The 24,066-nt window shown below is 57.6% G+C and carries 28 protein-coding genes and 6 pseudogenes; 23 read left to right on the forward strand and 11 right to left on the reverse strand.

The features are described 5' to 3' along the window. Positions 1 to 7: 7 nt before the first annotated feature. Complete coding sequence (locus tag BM216_RS29350; RefSeq protein WP_093003298.1) at positions 8 to 916, reverse strand: non-homologous end joining protein Ku; 909 nt, start codon at positions 914 to 916, stop codon at positions 8 to 10. Between the two features lie 229 nt (positions 917 to 1,145). On the opposite strand from BM216_RS29350, the gene BM216_RS29355 reads away from it, so the two are divergent. From BM216_RS29355 to BM216_RS34855, 5 genes and pseudogenes are all read left to right on the forward strand, one after another. Further along, positions 1,146 to 1,319 carry a DUF3606 domain-containing protein gene (locus BM216_RS29355; protein WP_093003300.1) on the forward strand — a complete coding sequence of 58 codons (174 nt, stop codon included), beginning with the start codon at positions 1,146 to 1,148 and terminating at the stop codon, positions 1,317 to 1,319. Then, positions 1,319 to 1,576, forward strand: coding sequence for a hypothetical protein (locus tag BM216_RS29360; protein WP_093003302.1), 258 nt, complete (start codon positions 1,319 to 1,321; stop codon positions 1,574 to 1,576). The genes BM216_RS29355 and BM216_RS29360 overlap by 1 nt, the downstream gene beginning before the upstream one ends. A gap of 189 nt (positions 1,577 to 1,765) precedes the next feature. Continuing rightward, positions 1,766 to 2,347, forward strand: a complete 582-nt coding sequence (locus tag BM216_RS29365; RefSeq protein ID WP_093003304.1) for an alpha/beta hydrolase — start codon at positions 1,766 to 1,768, stop codon at positions 2,345 to 2,347. Between the two features lie 35 nt (positions 2,348 to 2,382). Then, positions 2,383 to 2,817 (forward strand): hypothetical protein, encoded by a 435-nt coding sequence (locus BM216_RS35230; RefSeq protein ID WP_348272028.1) that lies wholly within the window; start codon positions 2,383 to 2,385, stop codon positions 2,815 to 2,817. Positions 2,818 to 3,271: 454 nt separating this feature from the next. Continuing rightward, positions 3,272 to 3,504: pseudogene (locus BM216_RS34855) on the forward strand (hypothetical protein). Positions 3,505 to 3,516: 12 nt separating this feature from the next. Here BM216_RS34855 and ligD read toward each other — a convergent pair. From ligD to BM216_RS29400, 5 genes and pseudogenes are all read right to left on the reverse strand, one after another. After that, positions 3,517 to 5,974, reverse strand: a pseudogene (gene ligD, locus BM216_RS29380) (DNA ligase D). 598 nt (positions 5,975 to 6,572) lie between these two features. Next, complete coding sequence (locus tag BM216_RS29385; RefSeq protein ID WP_244530388.1) at positions 6,573 to 7,628, reverse strand: Fic family protein; 1,056 nt, start codon at positions 7,626 to 7,628, stop codon at positions 6,573 to 6,575. Between the two features lie 264 nt (positions 7,629 to 7,892). Beyond that, complete coding sequence (locus BM216_RS29390) at positions 7,893 to 8,672, reverse strand: HAD-IIA family hydrolase (protein WP_244530389.1); 780 nt, start codon at positions 8,670 to 8,672, stop codon at positions 7,893 to 7,895. Positions 8,673 to 8,674: 2 nt separating this feature from the next. Continuing rightward, complete coding sequence (locus tag BM216_RS29395) at positions 8,675 to 9,481, reverse strand: transglutaminase-like domain-containing protein (RefSeq protein ID WP_093003408.1); 807 nt, start codon at positions 9,479 to 9,481, stop codon at positions 8,675 to 8,677. 78 nt (positions 9,482 to 9,559) lie between these two features. Further along, positions 9,560 to 10,456, reverse strand: a complete 897-nt coding sequence (locus BM216_RS29400; protein WP_093003310.1) for a transglutaminase family protein — start codon at positions 10,454 to 10,456, stop codon at positions 9,560 to 9,562. A gap of 336 nt (positions 10,457 to 10,792) precedes the next feature. On the opposite strand from BM216_RS29400, the gene BM216_RS29405 reads away from it, so the two are divergent. The 3 genes from BM216_RS29405 (at position 10,793) to BM216_RS29415 (ending at position 12,753) form a co-directional block, all read left to right on the forward strand. Next, positions 10,793 to 11,371: a TetR/AcrR family transcriptional regulator gene (locus BM216_RS29405; protein ID WP_093003312.1), complete on the forward strand. Its 579-nt coding sequence runs from the start codon at positions 10,793 to 10,795 to the stop codon at positions 11,369 to 11,371. A 72-nt stretch (positions 11,372 to 11,443) separates the two neighbouring features. Next, positions 11,444 to 12,175: an SDR family NAD(P)-dependent oxidoreductase gene (locus BM216_RS29410; protein ID WP_093003314.1), complete on the forward strand. Its 732-nt coding sequence runs from the start codon at positions 11,444 to 11,446 to the stop codon at positions 12,173 to 12,175. A gap of 173 nt (positions 12,176 to 12,348) precedes the next feature. Further along, positions 12,349 to 12,753: a VOC family protein gene (locus BM216_RS29415; RefSeq protein WP_093003316.1), complete on the forward strand. Its 405-nt coding sequence runs from the start codon at positions 12,349 to 12,351 to the stop codon at positions 12,751 to 12,753. Between the two features lie 43 nt (positions 12,754 to 12,796). On the opposite strand, the gene BM216_RS29420 is transcribed toward BM216_RS29415, so the two are convergent. Next, the gene (locus tag BM216_RS29420) at positions 12,797 to 13,414 is read right to left on the reverse strand and encodes a CGNR zinc finger domain-containing protein (protein WP_093003318.1); all 618 of its coding nucleotides are present in this window, start codon (positions 13,412 to 13,414) and stop codon (positions 12,797 to 12,799) included. Between the two features lie 89 nt (positions 13,415 to 13,503). On the opposite strand from BM216_RS29420, the gene BM216_RS29425 reads away from it, so the two are divergent. Continuing rightward, positions 13,504 to 14,454 (forward strand): DMT family transporter, encoded by a 951-nt coding sequence (locus BM216_RS29425; protein ID WP_093003320.1) that lies wholly within the window; start codon positions 13,504 to 13,506, stop codon positions 14,452 to 14,454. 347 nt (positions 14,455 to 14,801) lie between these two features. Here the strand turns inward: BM216_RS29425 and groL are convergent, their stop codons facing one another. Beyond that, positions 14,802 to 16,430 carry a chaperonin GroEL gene (gene groL / locus BM216_RS29435; RefSeq protein WP_093003324.1) on the reverse strand — a complete coding sequence of 543 codons (1,629 nt, stop codon included), beginning with the start codon at positions 16,428 to 16,430 and terminating at the stop codon, positions 14,802 to 14,804. 52 nt (positions 16,431 to 16,482) lie between these two features. Next, positions 16,483 to 16,797, reverse strand: a complete 315-nt coding sequence (locus BM216_RS29440) for a co-chaperone GroES (RefSeq protein ID WP_093003326.1) — start codon at positions 16,795 to 16,797, stop codon at positions 16,483 to 16,485. 275 nt (positions 16,798 to 17,072) lie between these two features. Here BM216_RS29440 and BM216_RS29445 point away from each other — a divergent pair, with 275 nt between their 5' ends. The 12 genes and pseudogenes from BM216_RS29445 (at position 17,073) to BM216_RS34315 (ending at position 22,017) form a co-directional block, all read left to right on the forward strand. Further along, positions 17,073 to 17,345: an usg protein gene (locus tag BM216_RS29445; protein WP_093003328.1), complete on the forward strand. Its 273-nt coding sequence runs from the start codon at positions 17,073 to 17,075 to the stop codon at positions 17,343 to 17,345. Between the two features lie 93 nt (positions 17,346 to 17,438). Then, positions 17,439 to 17,729: pseudogene (locus BM216_RS29450) on the forward strand (hypothetical protein). A 247-nt stretch (positions 17,730 to 17,976) separates the two neighbouring features. Further along, a complete protein-coding gene (locus BM216_RS29455; protein WP_093003330.1) occupies positions 17,977 to 18,450 on the forward strand; it encodes an Hsp20 family protein in 474 nt (157 codons plus the stop codon). 78 nt (positions 18,451 to 18,528) lie between these two features. Beyond that, on the forward strand, positions 18,529 to 18,828 hold the full coding sequence (locus tag BM216_RS29460; protein WP_093003332.1) for a DUF982 domain-containing protein: 300 nt from the start codon (positions 18,529 to 18,531) through the stop codon (positions 18,826 to 18,828). 9 nt (positions 18,829 to 18,837) lie between these two features. Continuing rightward, on the forward strand, positions 18,838 to 19,116 hold the full coding sequence (locus BM216_RS29465) for a hypothetical protein (RefSeq protein WP_093003334.1): 279 nt from the start codon (positions 18,838 to 18,840) through the stop codon (positions 19,114 to 19,116). A gap of 354 nt (positions 19,117 to 19,470) precedes the next feature. After that, positions 19,471 to 19,680 (forward strand): cold-shock protein, encoded by a 210-nt coding sequence (locus BM216_RS29470; RefSeq protein ID WP_037135461.1) that lies wholly within the window; start codon positions 19,471 to 19,473, stop codon positions 19,678 to 19,680. Positions 19,681 to 19,803: 123 nt separating this feature from the next. After that, positions 19,804 to 20,028 carry a hypothetical protein gene (locus tag BM216_RS29475; protein WP_093003338.1) on the forward strand — a complete coding sequence of 75 codons (225 nt, stop codon included), beginning with the start codon at positions 19,804 to 19,806 and terminating at the stop codon, positions 20,026 to 20,028. Between the two features lie 31 nt (positions 20,029 to 20,059). After that, positions 20,060 to 20,445: pseudogene (locus BM216_RS34860) on the forward strand (DUF6481 family protein). Between the two features lie 90 nt (positions 20,446 to 20,535). Beyond that, positions 20,536 to 20,811: a hypothetical protein gene (locus BM216_RS29485; protein WP_093003340.1), complete on the forward strand. Its 276-nt coding sequence runs from the start codon at positions 20,536 to 20,538 to the stop codon at positions 20,809 to 20,811. Positions 20,812 to 21,061: 250 nt separating this feature from the next. After that, positions 21,062 to 21,229, forward strand: a pseudogene (locus BM216_RS34865) (PAS domain-containing protein); the annotation flags it as partial. Positions 21,230 to 21,280: 51 nt separating this feature from the next. Next, positions 21,281 to 21,566: pseudogene (locus tag BM216_RS34505) on the forward strand (LysR substrate-binding domain-containing protein); the annotation flags it as partial. A gap of 223 nt (positions 21,567 to 21,789) precedes the next feature. Continuing rightward, positions 21,790 to 22,017 carry a hypothetical protein gene (locus BM216_RS34315; RefSeq protein WP_177230969.1) on the forward strand — a complete coding sequence of 76 codons (228 nt, stop codon included), beginning with the start codon at positions 21,790 to 21,792 and terminating at the stop codon, positions 22,015 to 22,017. Between the two features lie 86 nt (positions 22,018 to 22,103). Here the strand turns inward: BM216_RS34315 and BM216_RS29505 are convergent, their stop codons facing one another. Beyond that, on the reverse strand, positions 22,104 to 22,349 hold the full coding sequence (locus BM216_RS29505; RefSeq protein WP_093003344.1) for a hypothetical protein: 246 nt from the start codon (positions 22,347 to 22,349) through the stop codon (positions 22,104 to 22,106). A 459-nt stretch (positions 22,350 to 22,808) separates the two neighbouring features. Here BM216_RS29505 and BM216_RS29510 point away from each other — a divergent pair, with 459 nt between their 5' ends. Continuing rightward, entirely contained in the window at positions 22,809 to 23,279 is a 471-nt protein-coding gene (locus BM216_RS29510; RefSeq protein WP_093003346.1) for an Hsp20 family protein, read from the forward strand. A 98-nt stretch (positions 23,280 to 23,377) separates the two neighbouring features. Next, positions 23,378 to 23,674, forward strand: coding sequence for a DUF982 domain-containing protein (locus BM216_RS29515; protein WP_093003348.1), 297 nt, complete (start codon positions 23,378 to 23,380; stop codon positions 23,672 to 23,674). A gap of 28 nt (positions 23,675 to 23,702) precedes the next feature. Here the strand turns inward: BM216_RS29515 and BM216_RS29520 are convergent, their stop codons facing one another. After that, a complete protein-coding gene (locus BM216_RS29520) occupies positions 23,703 to 23,921 on the reverse strand; it encodes a hypothetical protein (protein WP_093003350.1) in 219 nt (72 codons plus the stop codon). Positions 23,922 to 24,066: the final 145 nt, after the last annotated feature.

A 24,066-nucleotide genomic window follows, 5' to 3' on the forward strand; every position in this document is an offset into this window, starting at 1 on the left:
TGACCTTCTAGCTCGCCTTGCGCTGCGGGGCCGCCTTCGGAGCGGCGGACTTCGCGGCAGCCCCGCGCGCGGCGCGCTGACAACCCATGCCCTTGTTGGCATTGGCCGCAGTGCGTTCCGGTTTGCCTTCGACGGCCTTCGTCAGGCCAGCACTCTCGCGAAGCGCCGCCAACAGGTCGTTCGGTTTCGATACCTCGACCTTCTTCGGCTTCGGCAGCGATCGCCCTTCGATCTTCGCCTTCACCAACTCGGCGAGGGCGGCTTCGTATCGATCGTCGAACGTGGCCGGATCGAACTCGCCCTTCTTCGTGCCGATGATATGCTTGGCGAGATCCAGCATCTCCCCCGCGATCTTCAGCTTGGGCATTCCCTCGAAGGCCTTTTTCGAAGATCGGACCTCATAGTCGTAGTTCAAGGTCGTGGCGATCAGGCCTTTGCCATGAGGCCGGATGAGGACGGTGCGCATGCGCCGGAACAGAACGGTCCTTGCGATCGCCGCGACCTTTGACTTCCGCATTCCGTCGCGCAACGCGACAAAGGCGTCGCCACCCATTTTGTCGGGCGTCAGGTAGTAGGGCTTGTCGAAATAGACATCATCGACGTCAGAGCAGGGAATGAACGCTTCGATCTCGAGAGTCTTATTCGATTCCGGGATTGTGGCGGCGACCTCGTCCGGATCGATGATGATGTATTGACCGTTTTCGATCTCGAAGCCCCTGGTCTGCAGCTCCTTTGGCACAGGATCTTCGGTTTCACCGTCGATGAAGACGCGGTTGACGCGGTTGCCCGTAGCCTTGTTGATCGTGTTGAAGGTGATCCGGTCGGACGTGCTGGCGGCCGTGTAGAGTGCCGCCCCGCAAGAGACTTCGCCGAACTTGATGAAGCCCTTCCACTGGGCCCTGTGTTCACTCGCCATACCCGTTACTCCCGAATCACTACTGCCGAATCAAGTTCTGGCGGAGTGATTCGTTCCGACTCGAAACGAATCATTTTTCAATGGCTTAGTGGCGTTTGTTGCCATTTTGATTCCGGGTGTACCGGCAGGCGCCTACGGAGGATGGGATCGTCGAGGCGTACCGCGAGGAACAACGCGATTCATCAAACGTTTAGGGGCAGGATCACGTAGCCAGCAAGGAGATATCGACATGGCGACCACGACACGCGGCCGGGCGCAGGACAGAGCGAAGGTCGCAGGCGGACAGGATCATGAGGTCCGATACGAAGCGAAGAAGGAAGGCGTCTCGAAAGGTGAAGTGAAAGACGCTGTCAAAAAGGTCGGCAAGAGCCGCAAGAAGGTCGAAGCGGATCTAAAAGGTTGATGGATCAAACCCTCGATAAAAGCGTCGCGAGCTCAGCGGTCGACGCTCGCGCAGGATCAATTCCGCCACGCGGCGACCGTCAGCGGGCGGAAGTCGAGATCAGCTTCACGGAGAACGCGCGTTTGCGCGCAAGCGTCGATGTCTCCAGCGGCGGCCTGCTTTCGATCGCCGCGCTCGTCTCCAGCAAACTTCTATCAACGGCTGTTCTCGTCCACGTCGCCACGCGCGACGCCCGGTCGAAAAGCCTCTGGCGGTGACGAAGCCTCGCTTGGAGGCGATCTTGAAGATCGTCGTCGCAATCCACATCTAGCGACTGCCACCCGGAACCAACGATAGCCGCGCCGCGAAATGATTTTCGCGTGGGCGCGGCCGTTCGGGTGAACGAGGGCGCTCCCCATGACGGGTCGAGCGCCCTCGGCATGTCCGACCCCTGAGAGCGGGAGTAATTGTCCGACAAATCCCTGATCATCTTCCTGCATGGCATCGGTGCGACCGGTGCGCAACTCATGCCGCTGGCTTCATCCTGGCGCGCCAGCCTTCCGGGCACCCGTTTCGTAGCGCCGGATGCCCCGATGCATCATCGCTATGGGCACCAGTGGTTCAGCACGGAGGGCAATCCACTCGATCCGGAGCGTATCAAAAGTGCCAGAGAAGCATTCGACGGACTCGTGAGCGACGTTGTCCGGCGCGAAGGGTTAGCGGATGCCCATGATCGGATCGCCTTCGTCGGCGTTTCGCAAGGCTCGATCATGGCACTCGACGCGGTCGCCTCCGGTCGCTGGAAGGTTGGCGCGCTGGTCGCCTTCTCCGGCCTGCTTCCCCCGCAGCCGGTTTCGCCTGCGAGCAACAGTACGCCGGTGCTTCTGGTCCACGGAGAGAACGATACCACCATCCCTCCCATGGCCTCGCGGCTCGCGGCCGCGCAGCTCGGAACGGCCGGCTTCAACGTCGAGCGGGGCACTGGACACACGATTTCCAGCACCGGCGCTCAAAAGGCGCTGTCTTTTCTGAAGAAGACCCTGCTGTAGTCGAAACTCGACAGCGGGCGGATCGTTCTTCTTCCATGACCGATGACAACCAGGAACAGGCCGAGGCAGACCGCCCACCGCAGGAGACGGTTTCCTTTACGTTCGACCGGATGACCGTCGCGCGTTTCAGGGAGACCTTCCCATATGCCAGGTGGAGCGATCGCCTTCAGGCCTGGACGGTGCCCGGCAAGACGGCTCGCAAGCGCATCGACCGGTGGCTCGCGACGGAAGCCGACCGCCGGAAACCCTACGAGGAGGAGCGCGGCCGCGATGCCTTCGAGTTCGAGCCGATCCTGAGCCCGTACCTGCAAGTGTTCGACGGCGGTTTTCGCATAAGGACGCCGTATTCCAGAACGGTTGTCGATGAGCTCCGGCAGGTGCCATTCGCGCGATGGAACGGTGACGACAAAGTCTGGGAAATCCCGTTCGCTTCATACGATGATCTTCAGCACCGTTGGGAAACGATCTAGGAAGCCGCGAAACGGTCAGAGCCCGAAGAACGCCGGAAGCGAGCCGAGGCCCGCAGAGGGACAGAGGAGGAAGCCAAAGCCAAACGACGAACGGCCGAACGAAGGAAACGCAGACTGCCGGTGTCGAGCGACGACCTCCCACCACTTGGCCGGTCGGTGGCCACAGCAGCGTATGGGATCGTCGTCATCACCGATGTGTCGGGCGAGATCGTCGATCCGGAGCAGGTCGCGGAACATCATCCGGCCGCGACTGAAGAGCATGTGTGGGCCGGGTGGAGACCCTCTACCCTTGATGAGCTCGTCCATACCTGGCCGGCAAGGTCAGAGCCTGGGGAATACGAGAGGCTTCGGGGATGGTGGAACCCGACACTCGACGAGCTCCGAGAAGCAAGAAGGGCCGCCAAATCCCGCGAACGACGGAAATCGGAGTCCGCAGGTACCGCGCGCCGCGGCGATGGGTCCAACGATTCTGCTTCAGGGCATGGAGATTGAGCGCCAGTCGATGTCGTGAGAGCGACTGCGCTCTCCGCAGACGGCAAACGAACCATCGTGGCGGCATGGGCTTCGGGTTTCTATGCGATCGATTCAAAGCCAGCGTTCCGTCATACTCCCGGAACATCGGAACCGGTATCCATCGACGAGATTCAGGCTGCCTTCAGAGAACTTGATCGGCGTTACGGTTCTTAGTTATCGGCGATCTTACGCGGCCTGTTTCATCGACTTCGCCATGCGTTTAATCGCCTGCTCCAGCGACCTTTGCCCGTCGCAATAGTCCTGCCAGGCGCCGGTTTTCGCCAGCAGCGCCGGCACGGTGCGGATGGTAAAGCGTTTCGGATCGAGATCCGTCTTCACCTGGCTCCAGGTGAGCGGCATCGATACGGTGGCGCCCGGACGGGCACGCGGCGACAGTGGGGCGACGGCAGTCGCCATCCGATCGTTGCGGAGGTAGTCGAGGAAGATCCGGCCGTTGCGCTGGTTCTTGGCCATCTTGATCAGATAAAGCTCAGGGTTCTCGCGTGCCATCTGCAGGCAGACATCGTGTGCGAACGCTTTCGCCTCCGGCCAGCTCAACTTCTTCCCCTTCGCTACCGCCAGCGGCGTGACGACATGCAGGCCCTTGCCACCAGTGGTCTTGCAGAAACTGACGAGGCCGAGTTCCTCCAGCCGGTCGCGCATTTCCCGGGCGGCTTCGACCACAGTGGAGAAGGGTACGTCCGGACCCGGATCAAGGTCGAAGACAAGACGACCGGGCACTTCCGGTTCGTTGGGCTCGCAATTCCACGGATGCAGTTCGACGCCGCCGATCTGAGCGATGGCGGCAAGGCCCTCAATGCGATCAATCTGCAGATAGGGTTTCTTGTCGCCGAATACCTTGACCAGCTCGAGCAGGTTCGACGTTCCCGGCATCGCGTGCCGTTGGAAGAACTGCTCGCCGCCGATACCGTCCGGCGTCCGAATAATCGAGCATGGCCGCTCCTTGATATGGTCGATCAGCCATGGGCCGACAGCTTCATGATAGCGTGCGAGATCTTCCTTGGTCACCGGCTCTCCGTCATTGGCATCGGGCCAGAGCGGCTTGTCCGGACTGGAGATCATCACGCCCATCACCTCGGCCTTGGCGTTCTTGCCGCGGGCCGGCCTTGATGGCCTTGTCACGGTCGGCGTCGGGGTGCCGGTCTTTGTCGGCGATGCTGGCTTTTCCGCCTCGACCTCGGCTGCAGGCTTGTCTTCGCGCAATCCCTTGAAGGCCGCCTGACGCACCAGCCCATCCGCTGTCCAGCCGGCGAACTGGATCTCGGCGACCAGCTCCGGCTTCACCCAGACGACGTTGGGATCCTACGCGGCACTTGGACTTCGCCCAGGTCTCGGTGCGGCCCGATTGATAGGGCGCTTGGGCCTGCTTTGAGACGATGCCTTCCAGCGAGAGCTTGCACGCCGACTTCAGGACGGCGTCGCCACCGGTCTCGAAATGCTCGACGAAACGCAGGCGTGGACCCTCGCCGGCATCATCCAGCAATTTCTGCAGCCGTTCCTTCCGCTTGGTCAGCGGCAGTTGCCGCAGGTCTTCATCGCCCTGAAACAGCAGGTCGAAAGCAAAGTAGACCAGCGCGTCGGTCTTTCCTTCCGACAGTGCCGCCTGAAGTGCTGCGAAGTCCGGCGCACCGTTCTCGTCGAGGGCGCAGATCTCGCCGTCGATCATGGCATCCGGCAAACTAGCGGCCGACGTTGCGATCGCCGGATATTTTGCCGTCCAGTCGAGACCTTTGCGAGTTTTGAGTTTCACCTCGCCGTTCTCGATGCGCGCCTGGATGCGATAGCCGTCGAACTTGATCTCGTGGATCCATCCCTCGGCCGAGGGCGGGCGTTCAAGCGTTTCGCACAGCTGCGGCGCGATGAAGTCGGGCATTGCGGACTTCGCCGGCTTCGCGGCTTTGGCTGGGGCGGATTTCCTTCTGGTTTTGGTTTCGGCTTTGCGTTCTTCAGCAGCAAGCCCGTGGCTGCTGTCCCAAACGGCATTGGCCTGAACGTCGCCACTCTGGACCATGAACGGCTTTGGCTTCCGGCCCTTTCCGGCGGCGATTGCTTCCATGATTCGGCCGGAAGCCACCGACGTTGCGTTGTCCTCGAGGACAGCCGCGCCATTTTCCTCGACCGAGAATTCGTCATGATGTTTGATCAGCAGCCAGTTGGTGCGCTTGCCGCCGTCACGGTCGTTACGCATCCGAACCAGCACAAAGCTGCCGTGAAGGCGCTCGCCTTCCAGTGTGAACTTAAAATCGCCTTTGGCGAGAGCCTGCTCGGGCGTCTTATTGCCCTCGGGCTCCCAATAACCCCGGTCCCAGAGCATGACGGTTCCGCCGCCATACTGTCCCTTGGGGATCGTCCCTTCGAAGTCGCCGTAGTCCAGCGGGTGGTCCTCGACCTCGACCGCCAACCGCTTGTCGTGCGGATCCAGTGACGGCCCCTTGGTCACCGCCCAGGACTTGAAGACTCCATCGAGCTCGAGCCGCAGGTCGTAATGCAGCCGGGTTGCGTCATGCTTCTGGATGACGAAGCGCCTGCGGTTCGAGGCCTTCAGCTTCGCCGAGCCACTCGGCTCCTGCGTCTTCTGAAAATCGCGCTTCTGCTTGTAGGTCGAGAGCTTGTCGTTGGCCATGGCAGTCCCCGATACAAATCCGCCTCCTGTCACGTCCGGTCGACACAGTACGCGACTCAGGACGCAAAAGCGACAGATTGTCGTTTTGTTCCAGGAGTTGGGCAGGAGGGGCGGGTAGCAGGGCCATTGGCTCTGAATAATCGACGTGGCACCGCCGGAATTGATATGCGCTGTCGGTATAACTGTACTGCAGCAAAGTCTATTAATAGGCGGCCCGAACGCGTATGATGTGCCTATCGAAGCGATGCACCTCCTCCCGCGTCGGTTCGATATGCAGACGTCCTACTCCTCCTCCCAAGGACGTTTGCTGGAATAGCAACACTCCTCCTCCCAGTTGCTGTTCGGTTATTTCGAAAAGCCTGCCGCGCCTCCTCCCGCGGCAGGCTTTTTCGTATTATGGGTGGAATAAGTCCGCTGCCACGGATCCAGCACTTGGAAACATTAAGTGTGCCTTCACCTGCGAGTTTAATTTGTGCTCAGCAATTTGCGCCATTAAAACAACCGCTTAATCCGATCGAACCTCACACAATTAACAGGGTCGGTGGTTCGTACCTCATCAAGAGCTAAACCCATCCGGATGGGCCTGCCATCCGATTCATCATGAAAGGCCGTACCAGGCTCCACGACCCGCACCGTGCAGGACAAGGTGCCCTTGATCTACGAGTGCCTTGAGATGATCCTTGATTGTGTGACGGCTCGCATTTGTAATCTTGGCAGCCTCCGCGACCGTGATCCGTCCATGCTCGCGCGCCAACTCAAGCAATGTGACGGATAGTTCCGGCATGTCGGCGAGGATGATGCGCTCGCGCTCCATTTTCTTCTCAAGTCGGGTCTTTTGCCGATGTAGGGCTCTTAAAAAGAACTCGATCCAAGGATTCCAGTCGGGCTCTGCACTTCGGATAGTTCCCTGCGTACGCCGGAGAGAGATGTAATAGCTCTCCTTGCTTTGCTCGATGATGCTTTCGAGCGAGCTATATGGGACGTAAGCATACCCGGCCCGCAGAAGCAGCAAGGTGGTCAGAATACGCGAAAGGCGGCCATTGCCATCCTGGAACGGATGAATTTCGAGGAATACGACAACGAAGATCGCGACCACTAAAAGTGGATGGAGCTGCTTTTCTCGCCCTTGCTCGTCCAGCCAGGCGAGCAGTTCTTCCATTCGACGCGGCGTATCGAACGGCGATGCCGTTTCGAAAACGATGCCGAGGCTCTCGCCTTGTTCGTTGAACGCTTCCACGTTGTTGGAGAGATTTTTGTAGGCGCCGCGATGCCGCTCGTCCTTGGTCGAATGTGCAAGAAGGTCGCGGTGGAGCTGACGGATATGGTTCTCGGTAAACGAGATGGCTTCGTAAGCACTGAAGATGGTCTCCATCACTTCAGCGTATCCGGCAACCTCTTGTTCGTCGCGCGTCGTAAACGAACCCAGGCGAATGTTTGCCAGAAGCTTTTCAACCTCTCTGTCGGTGAGGCGTGCCCCTTCGATACGTGTAGAGGAACCGACGCTCTCGATCGTGGCGACCCGACGGAGGCTGGACAGTCGCTCCGGTGCAATGCGGCCAATCGCACGCCATGCACCTTTGAATTCGTCGATCTCGGCGATCAGAGACAGGATTTCGGGTGTAATCCGGAGGGCACCCGTATTCAGAAATTCCATTTCCTCATCCATTCCCATCCAATTTTATCGCCACAGTCATGCACCATTTCCTCATCCAATTCCATCCACTTTCGATGGGTTAGTTTGCAAGGTAAAGCAGTTTGATCGCTGGCTAGTTTCCGCTGACGTGGAACAACAGTGGGGTCTTAGGTCCCGATCCTTTCAAGGCGTTAGATTCCACATCCGCACCGATGCAGGCGCCTTGTTCAACCCACATTTTCGGCCTGAGGATGGTTTTATTATTCGACGCGTGCCCATCCCATGCTACGAAACGTGGGCGAGCAAATCCGCAACCGAATCAATCACTAGCTTTGGCCGGAACGGGTAGCGTGCAATTTCTGCTCTATCGGCAATGCCACTGAGGACGAGCACGGTGTGCAAGCCTGCTTCGATGCCGGCAACGATGTCCGTATCCATGCGATCGCCTATCATGCCGGTACCTTCTGAATGCACGCCGAGTTTGTTGAGTGCAGAACGGAACATCATAGGGTTTGGCTTGCCGACTATATAAGGCTCGCGGCTTGTCGCACGCGTGATCAGTGCGGCGACGGCGCCCGTTGCGGGAAGAGCGCCTTCGGCGCTCGGTCCTGTGGCATCAGGATTTGTAGCGATAAACCGGGCACCCATATTGATCAAACGAATGGCTTTGGTGATTGCCTCGAACGAGTAGGAACGGGTTTCGCCAAGCACGACATAGTCGGGATCGGTGTCGGTCATGATGAAGCCCGCCTCGTGGATGGCAGTGGTCAGCCCGGCTTCTCCGATAACAAATGCTTTGCCGGCAGGGGTCTGGTCCTTAAGAAAAGCAGCCGTTGCCAACGCCGAGGTCCAGATGCGCTCTTCCGGCACCTCCAGTCCACTGTTGTGCAACCGGGCACTAAGATCGCGAGGCGTATAGATCGAATTGTTGGTCAGGACCAGGAACGGTGTATCGGTCGCTCGCCAGTGCTGTATGAGTTCGACCGCGCCTGGGATTGCATTGTTTTCATGCACCAGTACGCCGTCCATATCGGTCAACCAGGATTTTATATTATGTCTGCTCACCTTCAGAGAGCCTCCTCGGTTTTAACTTCGAAACGGGATAATTTCGCCGTTCCGAACGCAGTTGTAAGTGCCACGTCGGTTGCGTCACGGCCGGTCGCCATCAGAATTCGGCCGATGCGCGGCGTATTATGTCTGGCATCGACTGTATGCCAATGGCCCCCCAAATAAACTTCGAACCAGGCACTAAAATCCATCGGATTCGGGTCCTTTGGCACGCCAATATCGGCGAGATATCCGGTGCAGTAACGGGCTGGTATATTCATGCATCGGCACAGCGTTATGGCGAGGTGGGCGAAGTCACGGCAAACGCCCACGCGGTCCGTATATCCACCAAAAGCCGTCCGAAGGGGATCAGCCTTCGTATAATCAAACTTGATATGGCCGTGCGCGAAATCGAGAATTGCCTTCACTCGTGGCCAGCCGAACGGGGTGGAAGAAAATTGCGCCCACGCAAAGTCAGCTAGGTGGTCGGTATCGCAGTAGCGGCTGCCAAGTAGATAGACCAAGACGTCGTCGGGTAGATCCTTGATCTCGTGTTGGTAAGCATTCTGTGGAATGGGATCCCGCAGACCGCCGTCATAGATCTCGAACTCAGTCGATATTGTCGTAAGCCCGGCTGGCGCAACAATTCGGCTACAGGCATTGCCGAAGCCATCGATATATCCCCATGCCTCGATCGGTCGGTCGAAATTCAATGTCTGCTCGGTCAAAAGATCCGCGCGCCGGGACGGATGAATATTCAGGACGAGCAACATTGGGGTTGGTCGTTCGCACTCATATCCAAGATGAAAGCCGGCTCTTATTTTCATCATGAAGTTCCTTCGCGCCGGCGAATCGCCGTGAGACTTGGTTGTGCGGCAAACGCTCGGGTGAGCAATGCGTTCCGATCAGCTGATCTCAGCTAAAATACGATCGTCCGTGGTGACATTGACTTGGACGGACATGCCTTGGTAGTCAGCGGCTGTTCCGTCGTAACTTCCCCACAGAGGCATCGCTTGCTTCGGATCGCGCGCCACGCCAACACGGATGAGATCACGGTTGCCGACGATACCATTGGTCGGGTCAAACTCCGCCCAACCTGCGCCGGGCAAATAAATCTGGCACCACGCATGGGTGGAACCGCCGCCGAGTGTCGTCGATCCGTCACGGTCTGGAACGTAAATATAGCCGGTAACGAATCTTGCCGCGAACCCAAGTGATCTGGCGGCCTCCATCATCAGAAGCGCAAAATCGCGGCATGTCCCTCGACGAAGCCTCAGTGTCTCTATCGGCGCTTGCGTTCCATGCTCGTATCGTCGGGCATTGACGAAACCCTCATGGATAGCGTAGCACATCGTCATCAATAGATGACCAGTGTCGGTGGACTGTCCGATCCGCACGAATTGCCGCGCCCATTTGCTGACCTGCTCATCCGGGTCTGCATAGTGGCGTTGGATGGTTCGCTCTAGGTCAAGCGCTTCGTCTGCGTCGTATGAAAAAGGATAGGTCAGAGCCGCCTCGTCAATCTGCAGATCGATTGCGACGTGAGGCGTATGGTCAAGCCGAATAACGGTTTCGAAACGAAGCTCATCCGCGGGCTGCGCAAAGCCGATCACCGCGACACAATTTCCGAACACGTCGTGGATCCAGCGAATGTATTTTGGTTCCGGGTCAATCAGGAGACGGGAACTGAGCAATGTCTGATCGAAACTGTCTCTTGGTCTGAAGAGCAGCTTGTGGTCTCCGAACTCAACCGGCCGCTTATAGCGATAAGACGTGATGTGTCGGACGGAAAATATAGTCATCGATCACCGATGCGGTTTGTGAGGTCCAGGCCGAGTTAACACCTTTAACACTCACAGAGAGCAGATGCATCGTTGTATCGCCCCTAACAGCTTCATGACCTCGCCGAACAGATCGAGTGATTGCTGGCTCACATCGACTGGCGGGTGATCGTTGTCGCTGTTCTTGCGCTTGTTCTGCTTCGCCCGTTGTTGGGTTGGATATCCTTGATAGGATCAGGACATCCTCACGGCGTGGCGATGATTATCGCTGTCGGCATCAGCGGTCTTGGGCCGATCCGCCTGCAATCCGCAAAACTATTATTGACAGATTAGTCCATAATTGCTAGTTGTCGCGGCATGGCGAGACCTAGAGAGTTTGACCGCGACGCGGCATTAGAAAGAGCAATGCAGGTGTTTTGGGCGAAAGGGTTCGCTTCAACGTCCACCGATGATCTGCGTGAAGCGATGGGCATTGGCAGGCAGAGCCTATATGGCGCGTTTGGCGATAAGCGGACCCTCTACCTTGAAGCATTTGATGCCTACCTGCGGCGGATAGGCTCGGCTCATTTGAGCAGGCTTTCCTACGGCAGCCCGGTTGAAGGAATAGAAAATCTCTTGGCGGGGCTGGCGCCAGAAGATGATCGGGAACGCGAGCTGGGCTGCATGGGCGTAGGATCAGTGAGTGAATTCGGAACAACGGATCCAGACCTCAACCTTCGTCGCAAGGTATTGGGAGAATTACTCATTAGACATGTCGCGCGGAGGATTGTGGAAGGCCAAGAGCGCGGTGAGCTTGCTAGCAAGCTCGATCCCGACGAGACCGCCGCCTTCGTTCTCATGGCAATGACGGGATTGCAGATTGCCGCGCGTGGCGGCGCATCGGCAAAGGAGTTAAAATCGATGGCGCGGTTCGTGACCTGTCGACTGATGCCCTAAGACCCGCTTCCTAATCGAAGCGGGTATTTTTTCGATCAATTATGGACTGATGTGTCAAAAATTGAGAAACTTATGACACTCAACGAACGCAGGACCGCTCTCATCTTCGGAGGCGCGCGCGGAATTAGTGCCGCGTCGGCACGCAAACTTGCCGAGGACGGCTTCGACGTTGCCTTTACCTATGTGTCGCGGCCGGACAGGGCCTCCGAACTCGTTTCGGAGATCGAAGCTGGTGGACAACGTGCCATCGCGATCCAGGCAGACAGTGCTGACCCACAGGCCATTGAAGCAGCGGTACGCACGACTGTGGAAAAGCTGGGCGCAATCGATACCGTCGTTGTGAATGCTGGCATTCTACGCACTAACATGGTCGGCGAAGTTTCGCTTGAGGAGCTCGATCTCATGATCGATGTCAATATCCGTGGCGTGTTTCTCGCGATCCAGGCTGCGGCGGCGAAAATGAAGGATGGCGGCCGCATCATTACGATCGGCTCCAATACCGCCGAGCGGACCGGTATGCAGGGAGCAAGCGTATACCAGTTTACCAAGGCGGCTGTCGCGGCGATGATCAAAGGCTTGGCGCTTGATCTGGCACCGCGACACATCACCGTAAACAATGTGCAGCCCGGCCCGACGGATACTGACATGAACGCAGGCGCTTTGGAGTACCTGTCCGGGCGTAGCCCCATGAAGCGCGTTGCTCATCCCTCCGAAATTGCGGAGCTCGTATCCTATCTCGCTGGCCCTGGCTCATCCTACATGACCGGTTCCAGCTTGACGATAGATGGCGGCTGGGTGCTCTAGTGCGCGACACCCGATGATGAAGGCGATGCAGCCATATACGTGATGGCCGCATCGCCATGCTTGCCAGAGCCTCTTAGTCTGCTGAGGCATCTGCAAGCTCTGGGGAACCGTCACAGGGTTTAAGGCTTTCTAGCTGGTGTTTTGATGTGCGGTCGCGCGCTTGGAGAATTGGGATGTATCATTTGGGTCGCGTCATCGATCATATTCATCTTCGGGTCTCCGATCTCGAGGCCAGCCGTAGGTTCTATCGCGCGATCTGTGATGCGCTTCATCTTGAAGGCGTGTTTGAACATGGGCCAGATCACTTTGTGATTGATGAAATCTATGTGGATGCTGCCAGTGATTACGTGTCGCGAATCCACCTGGCGTTTCAGGCTCGCTCACGAGAGGACGTGGACGCGTTTCACCGGCTGGCGCTCGAAGCCGGAGGCCGTTCCAACGGTGCGCCCGGTCTGAGGCCATACCACGACAGATACTATGCAGCCTTTGTGTTCGATCCAGATGGGAACAATATTGAAGCCGTCTGTGATGCCCCAAGTTTCCGCAGCGCAGCTTCCGTCGTGGTCGAACGAACCTAATCGGTAAACGACCAACAGCGAGTAGCCAAATGGCATGGCTCGGTTAATCGACACGCTCTGCCCGGAATTTCCTTACTCGGGCAGCCGAGCCACACGTTTTGTCCGAACACCACCGCCGGTGACCGCCGCGGGACTGATCCAGAAATAGCCAGCCGCAGTTTCTTCCCTGACATACCCGAACTGGACGGCGCTGCTGCCGCGATATCAGGAGATCCACTGCTAGAGCGGCGATCCGATCTGCAATCGCAGTCATCGACATGGCAGATGCATCACTCCAGGTAACGCCGCCCTTGCCGTATTCCAGCCGCCTTTGCAGGGCTGCGCGTCGAAAAAACTCGCTCAGTTGGTCGAGATCGTTTTGATCACAGTGTGTCTCTCGGGCCTCCGCACTGAATATTCTGTGCAAGGCTTCTCTCAGGTTCTTGGCATCCTCGAGTTTGGCGCCTGCCAAAGCCGGACTGTCTGCCGCGTGCTCTAGCAAGAGATTGCGCTCCGATGGATCCAATAAACCAAGGCGAAGAGCCCAACCGACCAGATCCCCAAACGACGTCAGAAAGTCTGGACCCCACCTCTCGCCGCGACTGTCAACGGTATTGACGAAGTCGAGCGCTGTATGGCCACCGAGCAGACTGGTGTCGGCGATTGTTTTGAACGTCTCCATAGCGCCAATATCGTATCGGGGAACGATTTGAGCAAGGGTGTGTTGTAACGGTATAAAATGCTTTTAAGCGTTACACGCGAGGGTGCACGATGTTTGCCGGTTTAGACAAGAACAACGTCCGATTCCTTATGCTTTGCCTCATTTGGGGGAGTACGTGGATTGCTACGAAAGCTGGTATCGAGGTCGTGCCGCCGCTGGTTTTTGCGGGAACACGCTTTACCGCGGCAGGTGCCTTGCTCCTCATTTATGCTCTGACAAACGGCGCAGGAGCCGTTGTTCGGAGCGAGGACTTTATTCGGCTTTTCGCGGTGAGCATCTTTATAATTACCCTATGCTACGGGCCGCTGTTCTGGGGCATGCAGTATATTGATACAGGCACAGCAGCGGTCTTGGAAATGTCACTGACCCCGATTGCCCTTCTGTGCTTTGCCCTGTTGCTGCGTGAAGAGGCTTTGGGTGTGAGGCGCATCATCGCGATAGGGTTGGGGGTCGCCGGCCTAATCGTCCTATTCTGGCCATCCACGACAGTTGCTGCATTGCCTAAGCCGGAGGCCTTTCCCGGCGCAAGCTTGGTAGGTGGCATGGCGGTGGCGTCGGCTGCATTCACCTACGGCTACGGATCGGTCCTGGCCCGCCCACTTCTTCGTGCTTATCCAGCATTATTGATCGCAGGGATCACGACCTTCGTGGGGGGACTGGGCCTTGTCGTCGTGGCGGTGATATTTGAGACCGGTGCTATGACGGCGCTTTCAGGAGATTGGGGATCTATCGCCTGGATGAGCTGGTTTTTCCTTGTCGTCTTCGGCTCGCTGATTGGTTACACCAGCTACATGCGCCTCCTAAGAGATGTCGGAGCTTCAAGGGCAGGCAGCTATGCGTTTGTCTCGCCTGTCATCGCCGTGGGGCTTGGAGCGATGTTGTTTGCCGAGGAGGTTACACTGCTAGATATCATTGGCATCATAGTGATGCTCAGCGGCGCCTATCTCGCTATGGCGGATGCACCAAGGCACCGTAAATACACTGCCAGAGGTGATGCGTGATTGTGTCCACTGCCGCAGAAGAACTGGAACTACTGTCGCGCACGGGGTACACCGCGCTGGCTACACCGGCTGATCATCAGACGGAGGCAGCGTGGCTGATTCAAGGCGAACCGACCGCATAGCGGCTTGTAAAAGTTCTTCGCGATCGTGCGTGCCCCTATTATAAAGTCTGGCGACCGCTGCGGTCAGCCTGCCGATCGCGGCCGGATCCCGCACGACGCCTTGAGCGCGCGCGACCTCCTTGACGACACTCGCACAAAAGCGCGCATCTTCTTTCGAGATCGGTGCTGGCACCTTTTATCTCCCCAAGATGGCCCACCCCACGAATGGGGCAGGCCACAGCTTATTTAGAAGTCCATGCCCGGGCCAGCGGGGAGGGCGGGGGCGGCGTCCTTCTTCGGCTTTTCGGCGATCATCGCTTCCGTCGTGACCAGTAGGCCGGCAACAGAGGCCGCATCCTGCAGGGCGGTGCGAACGACCTTGGCCGGGTCGATCACGCCCTGCGCGTAGAGATCGCCGTACTCGCCGGTCTGGGCGTTCCATCCGAACGACAGATCGGTCTTTTCCCGGAGCTTGCCAACGATAATCGAGCCTTCGGCGCCGGCATTCTCAGCGATCTGACGCACAGGTGCCTCGATCGCCCGGCGGACGATGTCGATGCCAACCCGCTGATCGTCATTGGCAGTCGGGAGACCATCCAGCGCCTTGACAGCACGCAGCAATGCTACGCCACCACCAGGCAGAATGCCTTCTTCGACGGCTGCGCGCGTTGCGTGAAGGGCGTCATCGACGCGGTCCTTCTTCTCCTTCACCTCGACTTCGGTCGAGCCGCCGACGCGGATGACGGCGACACCGCCAGCAAGTTTGGCCAGGCGTTCCTGCAGCTTCTCGCGGTCGTAGTCGGAGGTCGTTTCCTCGATCTGGGCGCGGATCTGGGCCACACGTCCGTCGATCTCGGCCTTGGAACCGACGCCGTCGATGATCGTCGTATTCTCCTTCTCGATCGCCACTTTCTTGGCGCGGCCGAGCATGTTCAGCGTAACGTTTTCCAGCTTGATACCGACGTCTTCGGAGATGACAGTTCCACCCGTGAGGATGGCGATGTCTTCGAGCATAGCCTTGCGGCGATCGCCGAAGCCCGGAGCCTTGACAGCCGCAATTTTAAGGCCGCCGCGCAGCTTGTTGACGACGAGTGTTGCGAGGGCTTCGCCTTCGACATCCTCGGCGATGATCAGCAGAGGCTTGCCGGACTTCACCACGGCTTCCAGCACCGGCAGCAAAGACTGAAGGTTGGAGAGCTTTTTCTCATGGATGAGGATATATGGCTCTTCGAGCTCGACCCGCATCTTGTCCTGATTGGTCACGAAGTAGGGCGACAGATAACCCCGGTCGAACTGCATACCTTCGACGACTTCCAGCTCGGTCTCGGCGGTTTTGGCTTCCTCGACGGTAATGACACCTTCGTTGCCGACCTTCTCCATCGCTTCGGCCAGATACTTGCCGATCTCCTCGTCGCCATTGGCCGAGATGGTGCCGACCTGAGCGATCTCCGAATTGCTGGTGATCTTGCGAGCGTTGGTCTTTAGCTCCTTGACGACAGCATCGACGGCGATATCGATGCCACGCTTCAGGTCCATCGGGTTCATTCCCGACGCAACCGCCTTGGCGCCTTCCTTAACGATTGCCTGGGCAAGCACAGTTGCCGTGGTGGTGCCGTCGCCGGCGAGATCGTTGGTCTTCGATGCCACTTCGCGCAGCATCTGTGCGCCCATGTTCTCGAACTTGTCTTCCAGTTCGATTTCCTTGGCGACGGAGACGCCGTCCTTGGTGATGCGTGGCGCGCCGAACGACTTGTCGATGACGACGTTGCGGCCCTTGGGACCAAGCGTAACTTTTACCGCATTGGCGAGAACATCGACGCCACGCAGCATGCGTTCACGGGCATCGGTGTTGAATTTGACTTCTTTCGCAGCCATTTGTTCACTCCTTCAATAGGCAGCTTTTTGACTGATGGGCGGCAGTGCGTGATTACGCAACCTGCTTCTGCTCGGCCTGGGCTTCGATAATGCCCAGGACGTCGCTTTCCTTCATGATCAGCAGGTCTTCGCCGTTGATCTTGATTTCGGTGCCTGACCATTTGCCAAACAGAATGCGATCGCCCGCCTTGACGTCGAGCGCTTGGACCTGACCGGCTTCGTTGCGCGCGCCAGGACCGACGGCGACGACCTCGCCCTCGGAAGGCTTTTCCTTGGCAGTGTCAGGGATGATGATCCCGCCTTTGGTCTTATCCTGGGATTCAACCCGGCGAACGAGAATGCGATCGTGAAGTGGTCGGAACGACATGTTTTCCTCCATTGGACAAAAAAGATGACGCAAAATCCCCTGCCGGACCGGGTGACCAATCCGGGCGGGTGCGAACCTCGTCTGAGCGTTCGCGGGCAAAATCTATTTTCGAGATTTTTTGATTTCAAGAGGGTCGGCGAGAAAAATTAGCACTCAGTCATGGCGGCTGCTAAAACACTGCAATCGTTCGGTAAATTCGCCAAGAATAATGGTTCCATCTTGAAGCCGCTCATAATTTGGGTCACCTTAGCGTTGTCACGAAACGGAGATGAAGCATGCAATTCTCATCGGATCTGGAGCGTCAACTCAACGGCTACGGTCTCACCACCGCGCATATCCTCTATCGCATTCCCGATTACGAATCTGTCCTGCAAACCTACGTTTGGCAGCAGTACGATCTCGCACCGGACTTTCCAGAAATGCGCAAATTCCTTGACTTCTGGCGCGACAGCCTTGACGGACCGCTGCACTCCGTCCGCTATACACACCAGCGTCTGATCGGGCCTAACGAATGGCGACGGGTCGATGGCGAGTTCAAGCTTCACTGAACTCTTGATTTTGATATTTCCGCTTCCTAGCTGATCGACCGCCGAGGCGTTGACCTCGGTGTGAGCGCCGATTGCGTATGGAGTGACACCTTCATGGAAGAGAATATCAACATCATCAACAGCGCTGGTATCGATGAACGCGAAGAGATCATCGTCGATTTCGCCCGATGGCTTGAAGCAGCGTCGCAGGACGCACTGGTTTATGGCGAAGATCGCTTTGCCATGATGTCAGCCAGCATGGCGGAAGCGATGCGGGTCAATGCCGACGAGCTTGCTCGCGATAATCCTTAAAAGACAAAACGTGTGCTGCAGCAGGCCAGCGCGATGATGGCGCAGTTCGAGGCTGCCTATCCTCACCGGGTCATCAGTCGATCTGTTCACTGAGGATGATGAGGCAGACTTCGTCTCGGGCCGTGGTCGAAGCCGTGTAATTCGGCGGCGAGAATGCGAGCGACAAGATCGAAATCAGCTGAGCCTACTTGAGGCAAAATTTTTCGCGCCGCGGATCTTGCATCCAGAATTCTCAAAAACCAAATCGTTTGCCGCCAGCTGCTGAACATAGAGCTGGCCTTGCTGGAAGCGCCGTCTTTCGGCGCTTCTGTACCCATGTTGCTTCAAGGAGGATATGGCTATGGCAACATCTTACGACTACGCACCGCTGTTCCGCTCGAGCGTCGGATTCGATCGGGTCTTCAATCTTCTCGAAAACGCCCAGCGCGCCCGCTCGATCAGCGACTGGCCGCCCTATGACATCGTCAAGACCGGCGACGACAGCTACCGCATCTCGATCGCAGTCGCAGGCTTTGCACAGGATGATCTCGACATCACCTTCCAGTCCAACCTGCTTACGGTCACCGGCAAGAAGCAGGAGGCCTCTGCCGACGCCTACCTGCATCGCGGGATCGCTGGGCGCCCGTTCGAGCATCGGTTCGAGCTTGCCGACCATGTGCGGGTGAACGGCGCGAATCTGAGCAATGGTCTCCTGTCCATCGATCTTGTTCGTGAAATCCCGGAAGCCCTGAAGCCCAGGAAGATTTCGATCCAGAGCAACCCTGCTCTAACTTCGGCCGCTCCGGCTCAGATCGAAGCACATAAGGCGGCTTGATCGTTAAGTTCATCCACTAGGTCAGGGGTGCCATTGCGGTGGCGCCCGTCAACATTCCGGGTTGGAAAGGAGAGAGCGATGAAACCCGATATGTTCAGACAACCTGTCACCATTCTTGTCGGCTTGGGCTTCCCTGCGGAGGTTCGTGGCGTGCTAGATGCATACCGACACCTGGTCGAATGGCCGGTATCGTTCAGAGACGCGGCGCATTCGGTTGCCCTGAAAGCGTGTCGGGCGGCGCTTCACGGGGAAATCGAAGCAGAGACGGCACGCGGATTCTTCGCAGCATTTGCGGCGAAGCATGATCTGCTGGCTCCCGAAACGCCAGCGATTGCTGCCTCTCACATGCGACGCGACCGCGATCCCCACGTGCAATGAGGCGATGCCATGGAAAACGCCATCTTGCAGCAGGCGATCGACTGTGCAGTCACCATGGGCCCTGCCGTATTGATGCCAGGCATACAACTCCGGCGGCCGATCGATGTCTTGAGAACCCCATCTCTGTCGGTCGATGACAAGCGCGCCATCCTTGCTGCGTGGGCATCCGACTTCTATGCGGTTGATTCAAAGCCGGCTTTTCGACAATTGCCAGGGATGAATGAGGCCGTCTCAATCGACGAGATTCAGTCTGCGCTCAAAGAACTGGACGGGCTGCATCATTCGTAGAGGGGGCCCCCACGGGTGTTCCAGGTCGCGGACGCGTCCGAATTTCGAGCGACCCGCGACCGTTCTTGCTGGTGGTGGCTTATTCAGCGCTCTATGAATTCAGCACATTGGCCGTTACCGTTTATTTCGGCGCTGGCGTTCAACCCTTGCGCGCAGTCGAGGGCTGTCAAAAACTAATCGTTGACGGAACGTTACAATTCGCATACTGGTGCGTCATCGATCTTTTGCTTGCCGAGCTTTGTCTACCGCGTGATTGGCACCGCGCTTTAAGCGAACTTCTCTTTCAAAAATAGTTTTTCATCCGCGTCGCACGAGCTTCGCGGTTCCTCACTCTATGCTTTGAAAGGGTTCATCATGACCACTGGCACAGTAAAATGGTTCAATTCCACTAAAGGCTTCGGCTTTATCCAGCCTGACAACGGCGGCGCTGACGCCTTCGTTCATATTTCCGCTGTCGAGCGCGCCGGAATGCGCGAGCTGGTCGAAGGCCAGAAGATTGGCTTTGAACTCGAGCGCGACAACAAGTCGGGCAAGATGTCGGCCTGCAATCTGCAGAACGCTTAATCGGTATCTGCTTCCCTTTGACCACGGATGTACTGGCATCGCCGGAAGCAATTATCAGTTTAAGGCCAGGCTATTCGCCTGGCCTTTTTCGTTTGGCCTCACAGCCAAGATCCAGGATATTTAATGACAGAGACTTATAGTAAATCCCGCCAGCTGGCCGAGACCGCCTTCGGCAATCTCCAGACCGAATTTTTCGCCAAGAACAATGCGGCGGAAGAGCTCGAATCCGTGGCCCAGGCGCGCGATGCCAAGACGTTTAGGCTGCGCGAAGCTCGCCTCGCCAAGGAACAAGCCGACCGGCTGTCTGCAACATCTGCGCTGCTTGCCAAACGATCCAAGGCCGGCTGATCATCCCAAGTACGAATATCAGGACAAAAATTTGAGACACGCCAGAAACAATGAACTTACCGACCGACGCTCTGCTGCTGCGGACGCCAAGACAGCTCTTCTCACAGCCTACCAAGCTGCCCAAGCTGCAAAGACGGCGGCTGAGCCGTCACAGGCCACCAGACAGGCCGAGCTCCCTTGTTGAAGCGCGCGAGGCGCCCCGTGCGGAACGGGATCGACTGAAGCATGAGGAGCGTAACCGGGTCGAGACCCTTGCGGCTCAGGAACAGGCGGCCGTCGAGGCAGCAGCTGCTGCCGAGATCGAGGCGCGACAGGCGGCCGAGAATGCCTGGATATCACGGGTCGTTCAAGATGAGGCCGCTCGCAAGGTTGAATGCGACAGACGTTATGCCGCCCCGCAAGGCTCGGCAGGCTTGACGTCCACGCACCCACCCTCGGCTGGATGGGTCCGTAAATCAGGGCATGACCTGGTCATGCCCGAACTTACTCATTCCTCAGGAGCCAACCATGGCAGCGGACACGAACGAACTTCAGGCAATAGACACAGCTTGGCAAATCGCAATCCAGGAAATCCTGCGCATGGTCATTCGGGACATGTACCGCGCCGGCGGAGAGGAACATTTCAAGGAGCAGATCGCGCGCATCGAAGAGGCCGCGGTCGACAGCATCCATACTGATCTCCGGCTTCGGGGAACCACCGAATGGACCGAGGTGCTCGTCAAGGAACGGGCGAGCAATTTCGTCACCACGCTGCTCACCTCCTTTACCTTCGACCGCGCCTAAGTGACGAACTGTCATCGGCCACCAGTCGTTGGGTGAGTACGATGTTTGATTGAACTTCTTATGGCCCGGGAGGTTGACCTGTCAGGCGTCCGCCTAAATCAACCTATCGAATCCGTAGCAATACAAGCGGTCTTACGTGCAAGAGCACAGCGCAGAACGGCTCGCAGCTATCGTCGAGTGTTCCTTCGACGCGATCATCAGTAAGAATCTTACCGGCACGATCGTCAGCTGAAATAAGGCGGCCGAACGCATGTTCGGTTATGCGGAAACCGAGGCGGTCGGAAAGTCGCTCTATCTGATCATTCCCGATGATAAACGGGATGTAGAGGCGGACATCCTGCGCCGGCTGAAGATGGGCGAGGGGATCGAACCCTTCCAGACGACGCGCTGCCACCGAGACGGCCGGAAGGTCCCGATCTCGATTACCATCTCTCCAATCAAAAGCCGTGGCGGCGAACTCGTCGGCGCGTCGAGCACCCGTGAGGGAACACAGGCTTCGGTCACTGTTTCCGGCCGGGCGCGATTTAGCGCTGCGGAAGGCATCCGCACCGCTGTCGCATATGGGCCTCGCGGTCGCGTCCGACTGGATGTTTGCGCCGGAACTGGCAGACGGTACGGTGCGGCGCGTCCTTGAAGACTGGGAACTTCCACGGATCAATCTCTGGGCGGTCTTCCCGACCGGCAGGTTGGCAAGCGCGAAAGCGCGCGCTTTCGCCGGCTTCGCAGGATCGATCGTTACCGCGCAAAGCGTGTGACCGAGAATGACGGACGTCCTGTCCTTCAGCAACAACAGGTCGGTGGTTCGATACGGTTCAAGACCCTAACTAACCCGTTCTTCCCAGCAAGAGGGTTTGAAGAAGCAAGCCAAGCGACAACGAGCCGTCTCTCTCTCGGTTTCCTAGCCTGCCGTCCGCGTACAAGGACTCTGTCATTGAACGCAATGACCGAGATAAGACTGAACGAACGAACGGTTCTGTCGTGCGCATTGTCCTAAGCAAAGTCCCCGATTCGGCCTGCTCGAAAGACGATCTCGGGTTCTCCCTCTTCGCCCACAACTGGATCGCCTCGGCGTTTCCATACAGCGACGCCCGCGTGCCGGGTGGCAAAATCCTTAGCTTCCTCAATGGCGGCATCCTCGGTCGCGGCAGGGCGAGGATCGAATGCTGGCACCGGTTGGCCGCGGTCGTCGAGATCGAATGCAAGTAGATAGGTTGATATAAAGGTTCCGGGCATTCAGAGTGCTCCTTGATAGGGGAGGAACGTCCTGCGACATTCCCAACTCGCCCGCTAAGCTACGTGTTATCCGCCAATCGCTGCTGTCGGTTGACATCGGACAGCGCGTTCTGCTGATCGAGGAGGTATCGCTCCACGTCTCCACCACAAGCCTCCTTGATCTCGGCCACCGTGAACCCTTCTGCTTCTGCAGACTCCACCAAGGTTTTCACCTGATCGCGAAAGTCTGCCTTGTTCTCATGCAGGCCCGGGTCGTGAATGATTTCCTGTACGCGATCGTCCAGCCAATCGGTGATACCAACCATTTTTCAGGTTCCTTTCAGCCAATGCTTCAGTTTGCTGCCGGAGTGCGGCACTCGTCTTCCTCTCGAGTGGTCAAGGTGCCAAGCATTCTTCACAAATGCCGCAGCCGTCTTCGTCCATGGCGGAGTTGGGACGCTGGCGACAGCAGCAAAGGCAAATGGCCATGTCGTGTTGAGTGGCGTGCTGCGGAGGCAAAATCTCAATGTCAGCATCCGAAAACATCTCGGTTATTCCATCTTCCATCCCGATGCTCCCAAAGCGAAGATCGCGACTCGAAATAGGACCGGATTTTCAGCGAACAAGATGATTTCAGAGAGCTGGAAAAATTTTCGAGCGGGGTCTTGAACGACAAAATCCCAAAAACCAAATCGGTCAGCGCCGACGGCCCAATCAGGGGGGCGGCTAACCGAGGAGGCGGATTTAAACGCTTCCTTCCATGTTGCTTTACGGAGGATATGGGTATGAGAACTGAATTTGATTTTGCCCCGCTCTATCGTTCGAGCATCGGCTTCGATCGCGTGTTCAAGCTGCTCAGCAATACGCAGCGTCTCAACGCAATCGAGACCTGGCCGGCCTATGACATCGTCAAGACTGGTGAAGACGACTACCGCATCACGATGGCGGTGGCAGGCTTTGGCGAAGGCGATCTCGATATCACTCAGGAGCGCAATGTCCTGGTGATCAAAGGCGGGAAGGCTGAAGAGCTGCAGGGCGAATATCTCCACCGCGGCATCGCCGGTCGTTCTTTCGAGCGCAAGTTTGAGCTTGCAGATCATGTGAGGGTGGAAGGGGCCGATCTGAAGAATGGCCTGCTGACGATTGCCTTGAAGCGCGAGGTGCCCGAAGCGATGAAGCCGCGCAAGATCGAAATCGGCGTCGCTCCGGCCACTAGCGAACCGCTCCGGCTCGAAGCCGAACGCAACGTCGCTTGACCCGAACACCCAAGAAAAATTAGCGCTTGCTATCAGCCGGCCCGATCGAGGGCCGGCTTCAGTCATCAGTCGGTATCGAGCAAACGAAGGAGGTCGGTATGTTGCTCGCTCAATTTGACAAGCCCGTCTACGCACAGCGCCGGTATTTCGTGCAGGAGATCACCGGACTGGATGACGTGTTCGATTTTCTCGACGAATGGCCCGTGGAGAAGCGCACTCTCGCTTACGAGACCCTTGTTCGATACTGTCGTGAAGCGGCAAACGGGCATTGGCCGATCGACGCAGCCAGGGAGAACTTTCGAATTTTTCTGAAGCAGAACGATAAGCTAGCCGAGCTCGAAGATGTCCCGCCTCATCTACGGCGTGATACAAGCGCGAAGATTGGCGAGGCGTAACAGCCAGAAAAGCTGCGACGTTTCAAAGCTAGCGGCCGGCGTAGATCCTGTGCATTGTCTCTGCGGCGGCCTTTTCGACCGGGATTTCGAAGAAGATCTCCGGATTGCTTGCCAAAGCCTGAAACGTTCGCTCGATCAAGTCGTCTTTCTGTGGCCCTGCGAGATGGTAGCGCGCCGCGTAGCGGCCCAGCAGCGTTCTCAGTATGCGCTTGTCGCTCGTGGAAAGACCCCGGCTCTTGTTATCCATGTCTTCCTCCCTGATTTCACCGGTCTCGAAGGTCGACCCTTATTGGGGCCCTCGGTTATTCCGATAAGGCCCACGATAATTTCGGAGGTGTCTGACATCAACGAGCCGGCGCAGATGTAGGCTGCCGTGGGCGACAATGCTGGCC

Origin of the sequence: Rhizobium sp. NFR07 (assembly GCF_900111905.1) — a bacterium.
In the GTDB taxonomy this organism is placed as follows: Bacteria; Pseudomonadota; Alphaproteobacteria; order Rhizobiales; family Rhizobiaceae; genus Neorhizobium.